The sequence below is a fragment of the Leadbettera azotonutricia ZAS-9 genome, from assembly GCF_000214355.1.
Classification (GTDB): Bacteria; Spirochaetota; Spirochaetia; order Treponematales; family Breznakiellaceae; genus Leadbettera; species Leadbettera azotonutricia.
On record NC_015577.1, the window covers coordinates 3,013,184 to 3,027,275 of the forward strand.

A 14,092-nucleotide genomic window follows, 5' to 3' on the forward strand; every position below is an offset into this window, starting at 1 on the left:
GCTTCACTTCCTGACGTTGAGCGGCGCATAGGGCAGACGCTGCTGGACGCACTTGTAGGCGGGGCGGATAATCCTGCCGCCGGAGATTATTTCTTCCATACGATGGGCGCACCAGCCTGCAACGCGGCTTATGGCGAAGAGGGATGTGTTCAGTTCTGCAGGTATGCCCAGCATTTTATAGACAAAGCCGGAATAGAAATCCACGTTGGTACAGATGCCCTTGGTGGAACTTTTTATTTTTTTGAAAACTTCCGGGGTAAGGCGCTCAATGAGGCGGTAGAGGTTGAACTCCTTTAGCAGGCCTTTTTCTTCGGCAAGGATGGCAGCCTTGTCCCGGAGCAGTTTGGCTCGGGGGTCGGACTTGGTGTAGACAGCATGGCCCTGGCCGTAGATGAGGCCCGAGCCGTCGAAGGCTTCGCCCCTCAGTATGGTCGCAAGGTAAGCGCCCACCTCGCCTTCGCTTTCCCAGTTTTTGACGTTCTTCTTGATATCCTCCATCATGCCCATGACCTTGATATTGGCGCCGCCGTGCTTAAAGCCCTTGAGGGACTGAATACCGGCGGTGATGGCGGAAAAAGTATCGGTGTCTGCGGAAGAAACCAGATGAACCGCAAAGGTTGAATTGTTGCCTCCCCCATGTTCGGCGTGGAGCACCAGGGCCAAATCGAGGATCTCTGCTTCAAGGCGGGTGAACTTTTGGTCGGGCCTGATGAGGGAAAGCATGGCTTCGGCAGTTGAACAGGCCGCTTCGGGGAGGTGGATGATGAGGCTCTCGTGATCGTAGTAATGCTTCTTTGCCATGTAGGAATAGGCCACTATCGTGGGGAACCGAGCGATGAGTTCGAGACACTGGCGGAGGACGTTTTCGGGCGACTGGTTCTCGGGGTCTTCGTCGTAGGAGTAGAGGGTCAGCACCGAACGGGCAAGCTTGTTCATCACATCCCGGGAAGGGGCCTTCATGATGGAATCTTCGGCAAAATTTTTGGGCAGAGCCCGGCTGTTGCCGATGAGGGCGGTGAAATCTTCGAGCTGTTTCCTGGTGGGGAGCTGGCCGAACATCAGGAGGTAGACGGCCTCCTCAAAACCGAAGCGGCCTTCTTTGGCGGCATTTGCTACGATATCTTCAACGTCTATGCCCCGGTAGAAAAGCTTGCCGTCTATGGGTACTTTTTCCCCTTCATCAATGATATAGCCATGAACATCGCCAATGCGGGTAAGGCCAACGAGCACACCAGTGCCGTCGGCATTGCGGAGACCGCGCTTGACGTTGAATTTTTCGAACAGATCGATATCTATATAGTCATTTTTTGAGATTTCCTGAACATAGTCCCTAACACTGCTCATCATGAGCCTCCACGCATATTTATACAAAAAACATACCTTAAAATGAATATTTTTGCAATATGCGTCAGGGATCTATCAGGGCATCCCTACCCTAAAACCTCCACTTTTTGCGTTACCTTGCCGTCCGCGCTTTTTACCTGGTGCAGCATGCCCCAGTGCTTCCCGTTGGAATAGAAACAGTGGAAATCGTCCTGGCACACCTGAGGGTTAAAAGTTTCTGTGTCCGAGGCAGGATCGTACTGAGCCCCGGACAAGGCGGGGATAAGCCCCCAGCTTGCCAGGGAGCGGGAATAAAAGAAACCGCACTATGAGCAAGCCCTTGATAATATTGATGATTTTAAATACCAATACGGCAAGGGTTGTTTGGCGGATCAACTTCTGGGGCAACAGCTTGCACACGTAAGCGGGTTGGGATATTTATTGGACAAAAACCATATAAAAAGCGCAGTTCATAGTATCTTTAAATATGATTTCTTAAAAGACTTCAGTAATTTCAATAATATTCAGCGAACCTATGCGCTGAATAAAGATGGCGGTTTGCTGCTCTGCAGCTGGCCAATGGGCGGCAGACCGGCTATTCCCTTCGTGTATTGCGATGAGGTATGGTCCGGCATTGAATATCAGGTAGCTTCTCATTTAATCTATGAAGGATTTACTGCAGAAGGCCTGCAAATAGTCGAAGCCTGCCGAGCCCGTCATGATGGTTTTAAGCGGAGTCCCTGGAATGAAGTCGAATGCGGTCATCATTATGCCCGATCCCTGGCAAGCTATGGGGTGCTTTTGGCTCTAACCGGTTTCCGCTGCGATGCTGTAAACAAGAAGCTTTACTTTAAGCCTGCCATGAACCAGGATAACTTCAAAGGCTTTTTCTGCTGTGCCTCAGGCTGGGGTATTTATCATCAGACGAAGAATGCCGATGGCAGCTTTAAGGGCAGTATAGAAACCCTCTATGGAAATTTTGATGGTTATAATCTTATAATAGGGCAGGAGATCTAAAATGCACGTAAAACCAGTATCAGACAAATCTTTTAAGCCCTATGGGTATGTAGTGGAGGGATATGATTTCTCCAAACTGCTCAAGACTCTGGAAGAAACCACGGAAAAACCGAATGAAGGGACCATCTATGTTCCCAGTGATCCAAAACTGGAAGCCCTCCCCATCTTTGCCGAATTGCAGGATCGGGCTTTCGGCGGAATTCCTGTCCAGATTGGCTATTGCAACGGGTTCAACACCAAGCTGAACTGTCTGGAATACCACAGGGGCAGTGAAATATGCGTTGCAGCTGATGACATTATCATGCTCCTTGCAAAACTGCAGGACGTAGAGGGCGGCAAAATAGATACGTCCAGGGTGGAAGCCTTTTTACTGCCCAAGGGAACCGGCATTCTGTACTATGAAACCTCCATGCACTACGCCCCTGCCAAGGCCAAGGCGCCTTTCAGGAGCATCATTGTTCTGCCCAGACAGACAAACACCGACCTTCCCAATTTCACAGCCAAAAATGCCGAGGACAAGCTGCTCCGGGCCCGCAATAAATGGCTAATTGCCCACGCCGATGCCCCAGAGGCAAAGAGCGGCGCGGTGGTGGGAGTCACGGGCAAGAATATTGATGTGGAAAGGGATCTGAAGTAATTTACTTCCCCTGATCTTCCTCCCGAATCTGCACTCTTCGTATTTTGCCCGAAATGGTCTTGGGAAGTTCGGTAACGAATTCCACGATGCGGGGGTACTTGTAGGGGGCTGTGGTCTTCTTCACGTGGTTCTGGAGTTCTGTCTTGAGTTCCTCGGAGGCGACCCAGCCTTTGGCAAGGATGACAGTGGCCTTGACCACGGTGCCCCGATCCTCGTCGGGGACGCCAGTGATGGCGCATTCCAGCACAGCAGGATGCTCCAGAAGGGCGCTTTCGACTTCGAAAGGGCCTATGCGGTAGCCCGAGCTTTTGATGACATCGTCGGAACGGCCAACAAACCAGTAGTAACCATCCTCGTCGCGCCAGGCAACATCGCCTGTGTAATAGACATCATCATGCCAGACTGAGAGGGTGAGCTCATCGTCCCGGTAATAGCCGCCGAAAAGGCCAATGGGGCGTATTTTGTCGGTTCGCACCACAAGCTGGCCTTCCTCGCCCATGGCGCATGGAGTGCCGTCTTCGCGGAGCAGGTCGATGTCATAGCCCGGGGCAGGCTTGCCCATGGAACCGGGCCTGGGCTCTATCCAGGGGTAATAGGTGCACATGGTTACGGTTAATTCAGTCTGGCCGTAGCATTCGTGGAGGCGGAGGCCCGTGCCCGCGAGGAACTGTTCGTAAATCTCGGGGTTAAGGGGTTCGCCTGCAACCGTGCAGTGTTTGAGCGCGGAAAAATCGTACTTTGTAAGATCTTCTTTGATAAAGAAACGATAGATAGTCGGGGGGGCGCAGAAAGTGTTCACCTTGTATTTGGCGATAACCTCCAGCATGGCTGAAGGGACAAAACGATCGTAATCGTAAATAAAAAGCCCGGTGCCTGCAATCCACTGGCCATAGATCTTGCCCCAGGCTGCCTTGGCCCAGCCAGTATCGGCAACCGTGATGTGAAGACCACCGGGAACCACATTGTGCCAGTAGCGGGCTGTGGCGACATGCCCCAGGGGATAGGCATAATCATGGCGCACCATCTTGGGCATGCCCGTAGTGCCGGAAGTAAAATAAAGAAGCATGATGTCGTTATTGGTGTTCACATGAGGAGGCCGTTTGAAATCCGCAGAGGCTTCTTTCCAGGCTCCATTGAAGTCGAGCCACGGAACAAGACGCCCTGCGGGCGAAGAATCATCATCGTTTGAATAATTGGGTACCGTGCCTGCCCGTTCGGCAAAAAGTTTTGCTGCTTTTTCCGCAGGCTTGTCCTGGGGTGGAGTATGCACGGAACGCACAAAGGCCTTGTAGCGCAGATTGCTGTCTCCGGCAGAATCAGAATCCCGCTCCATCCTGGCTTCGGCTTCGTCGATGCGGTACATGAGTTCAGGATCATCAATGCAGATAATGCCTGCAATGTCGGCAGCGGTACAGCGGTAGACCAAATCCTTGGATGTGAGGAGATGGGTTGCGGGTATGGCGATGACTCCCATCTTGTGAAGGGCAAGGAGTATGGGCCAATATTCATAACGCCGTTTGAGAATGATCATCACGGTGTCGCCTTTTTTTATGCCCCCGGCAGCGAGCACATTGGCAGCCTGATCCGAAAGGCGCTTGATGTCGGCATAGGTGAACTCGGCCTCGGCGCCAAGCTCATCGCACCAGAGCATGGCTCGCTCCCCGCCCTTTTCGGCCGCAAGAATATCCATCACATCCCAGGCAAAATTGAAATTTTCCGGGATGTCTACCTTAAAGTTGCTATAGAAATCCTCGTAGGATTCGAACTCCGTACGGGGCAGGAATTTATCTATCAATGCCACAATCAGCTCCTTTACATTACCACAGCGATAAACCGGGCGCGCTTGCCCCCAAGGGCTTTCATGCCATGGGGTTCATTGGAATCATAATAAATGCAATCCCCGGGATTGAGTTCCATCTCGTGGCCCCCAACGGAAATAAGGAGTTTGCCCTCGAGAAGATAATCGAATTCCTGGCCCGGGTGGGTATTGATGCTCAGAGGCTTCTGCCCGGTATCCGCACTGGCTTCAACCAGGAAGGGTTCGGCCTTTTTAAGATGAAAATTGTAAGCCAGGTTCCAATAACCGTACATGGGCCTCCGGCTCACTTCAGGGGCTTCCGCAGCCCTGGTGAGGCAAAACGTTTTAAGCTTGGAAGTATTCCCTGTGACGAGTTCCGAAAGATCCACCTTGAAGCGGGCCGCTATCTCTACAAGGGCGCCAATAGAAAAATCTTTTTCCCCCGACTCCCACTGGTTGTACTCGGCCTGATCGAACCCCAGCTCTTTGGCCAAAGTTTCAGCGGAAATTTCTTCAATCTCCCGCAGGACCTTCACCCTCTGGATAATTTCCTTTGTTGTTTCGGACATAGGGCCTCCTTCTAAGCAGAGAATTCTACAATAACAGGAGGAAAAATTCAATTATATCCCGGGATGATCCCTCAGCACTTCTTCCTCGGCTTCTTCCTCAAACTGGCGTGTATAAAGATCGTGGTAATGGCCCTTTGCGCGCATAAGTTCCTTATGGGTCCCCCGTTCTATGATTTTGCCATTGTGCACTACAAGGATGATATCGGCGCCTCTAATAGTAGAGAGGCGGTGGGCAATGACGAAACTTGTACGGCCCTCAAGGAGATGGTGAATGGCATTCTGGAGGAGCATTTCCATCTCCGTATCCACTGAGCTTGTAGCTTCGTCCAGGATGAAAATCCTGGGGTCAGCCAGGACTGCCCTGGCAAAGGAGATGAGTTGCTTCTCGCCTGTGGAGAGCCTGTCGCCCCCCTCGCCTACTTCTGTGTCAAAGCCGTTTTCCAGTTTTGCAATTACCGAATCAGCATGGACAATTTTGGCAGCCACTTCCACTTCCGCATCAGAGGACTCAAGCCTGCCGTATCGTATATTGTCCCTGATAGTGCCTGTAAAGAGATGGGGGCTTTGAAGCACATAGCCCAAGGCACTATGAAGCCAGATCTGGCTCCGTTCGCGGTAGTCCCGGCCATCCACAAGTATGGCGCCTGTGGTAGGCTCGAAGAAGCGGCAAACCAGGTTCACCAGTGTGGATTTTCCTGCGCCGGTTTCACCTACTATGGCGACATAGGTTCCGGCCTTCACCTGGAGGTCAAAGTGTTCAAGGACATTTTCCGTGCCGTCAGGATAGCGGAAGGTAACATCCCTGAATTCCACATCCCCCGAAACAGGCTCCCAATTTTCCTTTTTAGGGTTAAAGGTATCGCCGTATTTTTCTATTACTTCGGGCGTATCGATGATGCCTGGCACCTGTTCCAAAAGGCCGCTCACCCTTTCCACGTTGGCCTGGGTAGAGACAAAGTCGGTGAGTATATTGGCAATGTTCTGTATGGGGTCGAAGAAGCCCCCCGCGTATTGAAGGAAAATTGCCAGTATGCTCAAGTCAGCCCCAAGAAAGACAATCTCATAGCCGCCGTACCCCAGCACTATTGCAGTTGCAAGAGAACCAATGAAAAGCACCAATGGTATAAAGATGGAACGCAGTGAAGCCAGATGGTTGGCATGGCGGCGGTAATCGCCTGTTATACCCATGTATTCGCCAAGGCTCTGCTTTTCTGTTACCAGCACTTTTACTGTCCTTGCCCCGGTGATACCCTCGTTCATGGCCCCTGTCATTTTGGAATTGAGTTTGCGAACGATGCGGTTTACCTTAAGGATTTTTTTTTGAAAAATAGCAGTGAGGAGAGCCAAGGGCGGGATGGTGGCGCAGACTATGAGTGCAAGCTGCCAGTGCACCATAAACATGGAGATAACAACCCCGACACAATAAAAAGCAGACCACGAAAAATCAATGAGACCCCAGGCAACAAGATCGCCTATGCGCCCTGTGTCGGAATTGGTACGGGCCATCATGTAGCCTACAGGGGTCTTGTTGTAATAGGAAAGGCTCAGCTTCTGAAGATGAAAGAAAACCGAATTCCTCAATGCCCTGCTTATGCCAACCTCCGCCCTAATGCCGAAAGCCACAAAGAAGCGCACAATAAAGCCCTGGACCAGAGGCAGAATTATTGCTACAGCAATAAGCTTCCATGCCCCTTGGGCACTGCGGGGTTCTATATTATGCTTAATTGCATAACCCAAAAGCAAAGGCAGCACTACGTCTATTGCTGCAGCGCAGAGCATAAGAGACGCACAGCGCACAAGATATTTTTTTTGGGGCAAAATGAAGGGGAGCATTTTTTTCCAAATGCTCAATGACATGGGCTTATTATAATCAAAATCTTCGTAATCGGCCATTAAAAATCCTCTCTATTGCCGCTTTGAATATCGAAGATACGGCGGTAACTTCCCTGGCGGGCCAAAAGCTCCTGATGGGAGCCAATCTCCTCCACTGTCCCATCCTTGAGAACCAGGATCTCATCGGCCTGCATGAGGCTTGAAATACGGTGGGAAATGATTATCACTGCGGCCTCTTTTACACGTTTTCGCAATGCAGAGCGTATTTTTGCGTCAGTTTCAGTATCCACTGCGGAAAGACTGTCGTCGAATATCATCACCGGGGGATTGGATGCCAGCATGCGCGCAATGGCAACCCGCTGTTTCTGCCCCCCCGACAAGGTCACGCCCCTCTCGCCGATTACCGTTTCATAGCCCTCCGCGAATTCTTCAATAGTGTCGTCCACATGGGCCACCGCAGCAGCGCTTTTGATTTCCCCGATATCCATTTCAGGTTTTATCGAAGCAATATTTTCCCTAATGGTTTTGGAAAAGAGGAAAGGCTCCTGAAGACAGAGGCCTATATTTCTTCGCAAGCTGCTCCTTGAAATACGGCGTATATCAATGCCGTCAATGGTAATGCTGCCTGACCCATCAGGCACATCGTAGAGCCTCGAAATAAGATGCACCAATGTCGATTTGCCCGAGCCGGTGCTTCCCAAAATAGCAAGGGTCTTTCCGGGCTTCACAGTAAAGCTGATGTTCTTCAATACCGGCTCGCCTTTTCCATAGGCAAACGTAACATTGTTAAAGCTGATTTCGCCTTTTATCCCGGGGTTAAGCGCATCAGGGGGATCGGTTTCGCTTTCGTTCTGCAAAACATCCCGAACCCTTCCTGCCGAAACCAGGGTCTTGGAAAATTCAGAAAGTATGCGCCCCAGCTGGCGCACTGGCCAGATCATCCAGTTACAATAGGTATAAAAAGCAAGGAATGTGCCAGGGGTAAGATCCCCTTTAACGCTGCGGTAAATACCGGCACTTACAATAATTGCCAGCTGGAAGCCGCTCATCATGTCTCCCGCACCCCAGAACACCCCAAGGAGTTTTCCGATATGCGACCAGATATCGGCATAAGTCCTGGTCCGTTCCGAAAAGCGGTCCATCTCGTAAGCTTCCCTGCCAAAAGCCCGTACAACCCTGACGCCGGTGTAGTTTTCCTGCGCGCAAGACTGCATGACGCCTTCCGCCGCATCGGCCTTGGCAAATTGTTTTTCTACTCCCTTAAAAAAGATGACAGAAAAAAGCAATATGAAAGGGATGAGAATGAGGGCAACCAGGGACATGAAGACATCCATGGAGAACATCATAATCAGGGCAAGTACAAATACGCAAAAAGTGCGCATCAACTCGCTTAAATGGTTCTGGATAAAGTTGCGTATAGTATCCACATCCGAGGTACAGCGCTGAATGATGTCGCCTGTGTGGCAGCTTACATGCCAGTCATAGGGCAGCTTTTGTATATGGCCATAGAGGCTGTTCCGGAGCCGCCAGGCAATGGTTTCGCCCAATTCGATGCTGGTATAACGCCTTACCACATTGGAAAGCCCTGACAGCAAGGCCGCCCCAAGGGTAAGCACCGCACAGATCCAGATATTTTGCTTTAAGAAGGCGGTACCGCCGAGGCTGTCCACAAGCTGCAGCACAAAGGCAGGAGCTTGAAGCGGGGAGGATCCAATCACCGAATCGATTGTGTAGCGTATAATCTGGGGGGACACAAAAGAGAAGGCTACAGTTGTAAAAGTTGTAAGGCAGCAGAGAAAAAAGCTAAAACGCCTGTCTTCCGCCGCCGCCGCTATCATGGCGGGGCGGCTTTTTTTCCAGGGCAATTCCATTTAATCCGCCGTTCCCCGAAGGGTTAGAGCCAGCTCCTTCCATACAAGCTGATCCTTTTCTGATAATTTGGCAAATTCCTCCTGCCTTCCATAGGCAGAAAATTCTATAAACTGGCTGGTCCTTCTTAAGAGTTCATTGAATTTTTTTTCATGGAAGTCTTTGAGCCAACGGGGTATATTCCGGGCTTTTTCTTTGGGGGTGAAACACAGCCCCGCATAGTGGGGGGCACAAAGGCCTTCCGATTTTTCAAAAGCTGCCTGGAGTTCCAATTCCTCGGAACTGCCGCCCCCCGCATTGGAAAGGAAACTCAAATACTCTTCTTCAATTCTATCCCGTTCAACGCAGATAGGGCATTGCCCCTTGGGCTTCCAGGGCCTGTGTTTTTCAAAAGCGACAATACGATCCTCCAAAATATCCCGGCCCATGATTGCAACTGCAAGGCCGTCCCTGAATGCGGCAAGGTTGCGGGAATGAAAATCGCAAAAACCCCCCGCCGCCCGGTGATTGGCCCTGAAAACCCGATCCGACACGTGCTCAAAAAGCATATTGTCGATATACCGTTCAGCCCTGTCGGCAACAATCCTGCAAAGGGGACAGCCGGGTTTTTCCGCGGCCTTTTGAAGTTCAAAAAAATTGATGTGTTTATCCACTGGCATTTTTTATTTTCTAATCTCCAATTTACCATCGCTGCGGCCCACAAAAACCTGCGGCCTTAATTCACGCCCTGACGGGCCGGTGAAAAAACCATTCTCTACAACCCCGGGTATCCTGTTAAGCTCTGCTTCCAGTTTTTTCGGATCCACAGGATCTTTGAACAGGATATCCAGAAGCAGGTGGCCATGTTCGGTAATCACAGGCCCTGCTTTACGCAGTGCTTCCCGCAGTGTTGCTTCCGCCCCCAGCTTCTCAAGGGAGCGGGTAACAGGGATGCGGGCTTCGGCTATCACTTCGATTGGCACAGGGAATTTGAGGCCCAGGTTATTTACAAGCTTTCCTTCATCCACCACAATGCAGTAAGCCCGGGAGGCGTAAGCAACGATTTTTTCCACCAGCAATGCACCGCCTCCACCCTTGACGCAGTAATTCTGCGGATCTACCTCGTCAGCGCCGTCAATGGTCAAATCGAGTTCGCCGCCTATATCCTTTGAATTGAGGGTGTAAAGGGGTATGCCCCATTTTTCGCATTCTATGCTGGTCTGAAAGCTCGTAGGCACTGCCAATATGTTTTTCAGCTTCCCCTGCTGCATAAGGCTCCCTATGTGGCGGACTGCAGGAATGGCAGTGGAACCTGTCCCCAGGCCGAGCTTCATGCCGCTTCTTACCAGGGCTTCTACCGCTGCTTTCCCTACCATCTCTTTTATCTCTTTCTGATCCATTTTTATATCCTGATTTATTCCTGGAGTTTGACCCTGCTGATGAGGGAGGGAGGAAATTCCTTCCCCATGAAGTAGGTGTACTGATAACGAGCCTGTCTTATGAGCATATCATAGCCATTCAATATGCGGCAGCCCGAAGCTTCTGCCCTGACAAGGCATCGGGTTTTGGCCGGTTTATAGATTAAGTCCATGACTAATTCTTTTCCTGTGAAATGGTAAAATTCTATAGGGTCTGCATCAGGCAAGGGCTCCATTCCTACCGAGGTAGTCTGAATGATAATATCCGCATATTTCTCCATCATCTCAATGCCTTTGTTGTCCAGGCTTGCCCAGGCAAATTTATAGGGAAGGGCTACATCCCTTGCCCTCACTGCAGTACGGTTCAGGATAAGAGCCTTGCCCTTGAGCCTGTAAACCTCGGCCGCTACTGCCCGTGAAACTCCCCCTGCTCCGACTATGGTGACCCTCTTCCCCCTAAGATCCTTGCGGCCGGAAAATTCAAGAAGGGAATCAGTGAAACCCTGGGCGTCAGTATTGTAACCCATCCAGCCATCGGCGCTTGAGACAATCGTGTTGCAGGCGCCAATGGATTGCACCAGATCCGATTTACAGAAAAGGAAGGGCAGCACTGATTCTTTGTAGGGAACAGTAACAGAAACACCGGAAATGCGTATTTCCTCAGCTAAACGTATTAGTGAGTGGATAGAATCTGCAGGAAAAGGTATATATACTGCGTCTGTCTTTTCTATGTCGAATACGGTATTGAAAAAATGGGGGCTGGCAGAGACTTTGAGGGGAAAACCGGTAACGCCAAAAATTTTCGTTTTGCCGGTAATCTCCCTAAAGTGGAATTGCTCTGCAAGCTCCCTGGGGTCAAGCTGGCCCGAAGCGCCGGCGGGCATATCAGGCTCGCCTTTCACTGTGGTATAGCTCAGATAGGATCCCATAGGCTCTGCAAGGATGCGGGTTGAAACGCCGTAATCGCCCATACAGAGGAGTATTTTTTCCAAATCCGAAGTTTCTTTTGCAGCCTGATAGACCCTGATGGTATCATCCAGGGACTGGGGCATCACCGCGGCTTTTACAAGCTCATCCCCTACCCGCCTCAGTTCACGCAGTTTTGCTGCCAGATCATGATCCACGCCATTCATGTTATGGTAAGACCGTATGATCCTGGTGCCGTAGGTCCGGGCTGCTTCCTCGAGGCTGGGGACATAAAGGTCATCCTCAAGATCCACATAGGCAAAATTGCGCCGCCTGTCGGCTTCGGCAAAAGCAAGACCCTTGGAAAGAAGGGTGATGCGCGCACCCTCGCCGCCCACGTATTTACCGCCATCCAGGCTCCGCCTTATGGTAAGGATAACAGGAAGACCCGCCATTTCGGGGAAGCGCCGTATGAGGAACCTTTCGTCAGGATCAAGGCAATCCGCACGAAGTTCCGCAATGTCCACGTACTTCTGGTATTTTTGGAGCACCTCGATATCCCTTGCAAGGGTTTTTCCGGTTAAACAAAGACAAATTTTCGCCAAGGCTTTCTCCCGAATTTATAAATCAGAACGGTATATAAAGATTGCCGTTGTTTTTCCGGAGCTGTCAAAATTGCAGCGCAAGGTCAACGGCCAGCTCCTGCCAGCTATGGGATAAAGCAGATGATCCCCCCTGTCCTCTACCCCCTCCCCCAGTGCCAGCAATGCTGCAGCCTTGGGATCGCCTGCCCTTATCCTGAAGGCTGCCTTGATGCCTACCTGCCACACCCGATCTTTAAAAACATAGAAGTCCCCATCGCTATAGACAAAGACCACATCATCCTGCCATTCTTCTATTCCCCGCACCGCATACACCGATTGGGGGGCGCCAAACCGGCCTGTCAGTTCCCGGAGGGTAAGGCCTATGAAGGAGACGGGATCTTCCCCGGCTATTTGAGCAGGCAAAAAAGCAGGCAAACCTGCCAGGAGTAGAGCCGTCAAAAAACCTGAAAACCGAAGACGCATCTTTTTATTCTACAGGAGCTTGGATGCAAACACAAGAGAAGAAAGCGCAACCTTTTCTATATAATAGGGTCAATATTACAGGAGGACTATGATCTTTCTTGAAAAACGCTGCCTTGGGGAACTTGCCCTAAAGGCGGCTTCAAAATACCAAGGCAAAACCTGTTTCCAGATCTACCGCGACGGCGGGGTCTACGACAAGATGAGCTATGCCGAGTTTGGCATCAAAACCAGGCAAATTGCAGGGCTCCTCATGGACAAGGGTGTCAAAGCCGGAGACAGGGTGATGATACTTGCCGAGAACCGCCCCGAATGGCCCATTGCCTATTTCGGCATTACCCTGATTGGGGCAGTCGCCGTCCCGGTGCTTACGGACTTCATCGGGGAACAGATCAGCACCATCGCCAGGCATGCGGAAATTTCGGCCCTCTGCCATACCGAAAGGACAGTCCAAAAAATTGCCGAAGGCGGAATCGATGGCGCCATTGCGCTAATCCCCCTGGATGATCCGAATCTCTTTTCGAATTTGAGAATCCCTGAAGAAACCGAATTCCCCACCCTTACAGAGCATAATCCTGCCGCCATCATCTATACATCGGGAACTACCGGCTCCAGCAAAGGCGTTGTCCTTTCCCATGGCAACCTCATCTTTACCGCCCAAGCCTCAAGGACATTGATGAAGATATTTTCCCGGGACAGGCTCCTCTCGGTGATACCCCTGGCGCACACCTACGAGTGTGTGCTCGGCCTCTTTACGGCTGTTATGGGCGGGGCTTCGGTTACGTACCTTGACAAACCCCCTTCCCCCGCGGTGCTGCTCCCGGCCATGCAGACCCTGCGGCCAACAGCCATAGTCTCAGTCCCTCTCTTTATAGAAAAGATTTGCCGTAACAGCATCTTCCCGGGGATGAAAAAAAGCCCTCTGTATAAATTCCCCCTGACCCGCGTACTGGCAATCAAGGCAGCAGGGGCACGTCTCATGACAGCCCTGGGATCTTCGGTGCGCTTCTTCGGCATAGGGGGCGCCCCCCTGGACGAAGATGTGGAACGCTTCCTCAGGAAGGCAGGCTTCCCCTATGCGCCCGGCTACGGCCTCACTGAAACCGCCCCCCTGGTAGCCGGCACAGATCCCTACAAATTCGCCTTCCGTTCGGCCGGCTCTGTGGTAAAAGGCGTGGAAACCAGAATCAGCCCCGAAGGCGAGATACAGGTGCGGGGCCCTAACGTGATGCTGGGATATTACCGGGATGAGGAGCGGACCAGGAAAGCCTTTACCGAAGACGGCTGGTTTAAAACAGGCGATCTTGGCTATATAGACAAAAAAGGCAATCTCTTTATGAAGGGCCGCATCAAAGCCCTCATACTCGGCCCATCGGGAGAAAACATCTACCCCGAAGAAATCGAGAGCATACTCCACAATTCCCTTTTGGTCGAAGACGCCCTGGTGGTTCCCGGGGAGAGGGGCGAACTGGTAGCCCTCATCGTGTTGAGCGAAAAAGCCAAGACCGCCCTGGCAGCCATGGGCGACAGCCTCGAAGAATTAAAGAACAGCGTGAACAAAAAGCTTGCCGCTTTTTCCAGGCTCAACCGTATCGAGATCCGGAGCGAACCTTTTGAAAAGACGCCTACCCTGAAAATCAAGCGCTTTCTGTATGCCAGGGAGAAATCCTGAAAGAGGG

12 protein-coding genes and 1 pseudogene are annotated in these 14,092 nt (G+C 51.3%); 3 read left to right on the plus strand and 10 right to left on the minus strand.

Going from position 1 to position 14,092, the window contains the following annotated elements:
* Positions 1–3: 3 nt before the first annotated feature.
* Together TREAZ_RS13270 and TREAZ_RS18275 are read right to left on the minus strand one after the other, a co-directional pair.
* Positions 4–1,344, minus strand: coding sequence for a citrate/2-methylcitrate synthase (locus TREAZ_RS13270; protein ID WP_015712390.1), 1,341 nt, complete (start codon positions 1,342–1,344; stop codon positions 4–6).
* An 86-nt stretch (positions 1,345–1,430) separates the two neighbouring features.
* Positions 1,431–1,598, minus strand: a complete 168-nt coding sequence (locus TREAZ_RS18275; protein WP_015712391.1) for a hypothetical protein — start codon at positions 1,596–1,598, stop codon at positions 1,431–1,433.
* 61 nt (positions 1,599–1,659) lie between these two features.
* Between TREAZ_RS18275 and TREAZ_RS13275 the strand changes: the two are divergent.
* Together TREAZ_RS13275 and TREAZ_RS13280 are read left to right on the plus strand one after the other, a co-directional pair.
* Positions 1,660–2,340 (plus strand): annotated as a pseudogene (locus tag TREAZ_RS13275) (GH116 family glycosyl hydrolase); the annotation flags it as partial.
* A gap of 1 nt (position 2,341) precedes the next feature.
* Entirely contained in the window at positions 2,342–2,977 is a 636-nt protein-coding gene (locus TREAZ_RS13280) for a DUF4867 family protein (protein WP_015712394.1), read from the plus strand.
* A gap of 1 nt (position 2,978) precedes the next feature.
* On the opposite strand, the gene TREAZ_RS13285 is transcribed toward TREAZ_RS13280, so the two are convergent.
* Genes TREAZ_RS13285 through TREAZ_RS13320 form a run of 8 tightly spaced genes read right to left on the minus strand, consistent with a single transcriptional unit; the run spans position 2,979 to position 12,416 of the window.
* Entirely contained in the window at positions 2,979–4,778 is a 1,800-nt protein-coding gene (locus TREAZ_RS13285; protein ID WP_015712395.1) for an AMP-binding protein, read from the minus strand.
* Between the two features lie 11 nt (positions 4,779–4,789).
* Positions 4,790–5,344 (minus strand): helix-turn-helix domain-containing protein, encoded by a 555-nt coding sequence (locus TREAZ_RS13290; protein WP_015712396.1) that lies wholly within the window; start codon positions 5,342–5,344, stop codon positions 4,790–4,792.
* Positions 5,345–5,395: 51 nt separating this feature from the next.
* Positions 5,396–7,237: an ABC transporter ATP-binding protein gene (locus TREAZ_RS13295; protein WP_015712397.1), complete on the minus strand. Its 1,842-nt coding sequence runs from the start codon at positions 7,235–7,237 to the stop codon at positions 5,396–5,398.
* Positions 7,237–9,048, minus strand: coding sequence for an ABC transporter ATP-binding protein (locus TREAZ_RS13300; RefSeq protein WP_015712398.1), 1,812 nt, complete (start codon positions 9,046–9,048; stop codon positions 7,237–7,239). The genes TREAZ_RS13295 and TREAZ_RS13300 overlap by 1 nt, the downstream gene beginning before the upstream one ends.
* Entirely contained in the window at positions 9,049–9,705 is a 657-nt protein-coding gene (locus TREAZ_RS13305) for a DUF6062 family protein (RefSeq protein WP_015712399.1), read from the minus strand.
* 3 nt (positions 9,706–9,708) lie between these two features.
* Entirely contained in the window at positions 9,709–10,425 is a 717-nt protein-coding gene (rpiA, locus tag TREAZ_RS13310; RefSeq protein WP_015712400.1) for a ribose-5-phosphate isomerase RpiA, read from the minus strand.
* A gap of 14 nt (positions 10,426–10,439) precedes the next feature.
* Positions 10,440–11,954, minus strand: coding sequence for a type I 3-dehydroquinate dehydratase (locus TREAZ_RS13315; protein ID WP_015712401.1), 1,515 nt, complete (start codon positions 11,952–11,954; stop codon positions 10,440–10,442).
* A 15-nt stretch (positions 11,955–11,969) separates the two neighbouring features.
* On the minus strand, positions 11,970–12,416 hold the full coding sequence (locus TREAZ_RS13320; protein WP_015712402.1) for a hypothetical protein: 447 nt from the start codon (positions 12,414–12,416) through the stop codon (positions 11,970–11,972).
* A gap of 88 nt (positions 12,417–12,504) precedes the next feature.
* Between TREAZ_RS13320 and TREAZ_RS13325 the strand changes: the two genes are divergently transcribed.
* A complete protein-coding gene (locus TREAZ_RS13325; RefSeq protein WP_015712403.1) occupies positions 12,505–14,085 on the plus strand; it encodes an AMP-binding protein in 1,581 nt (526 codons plus the stop codon).
* The last annotated feature ends 7 nt before the right edge of the window (positions 14,086–14,092 follow it).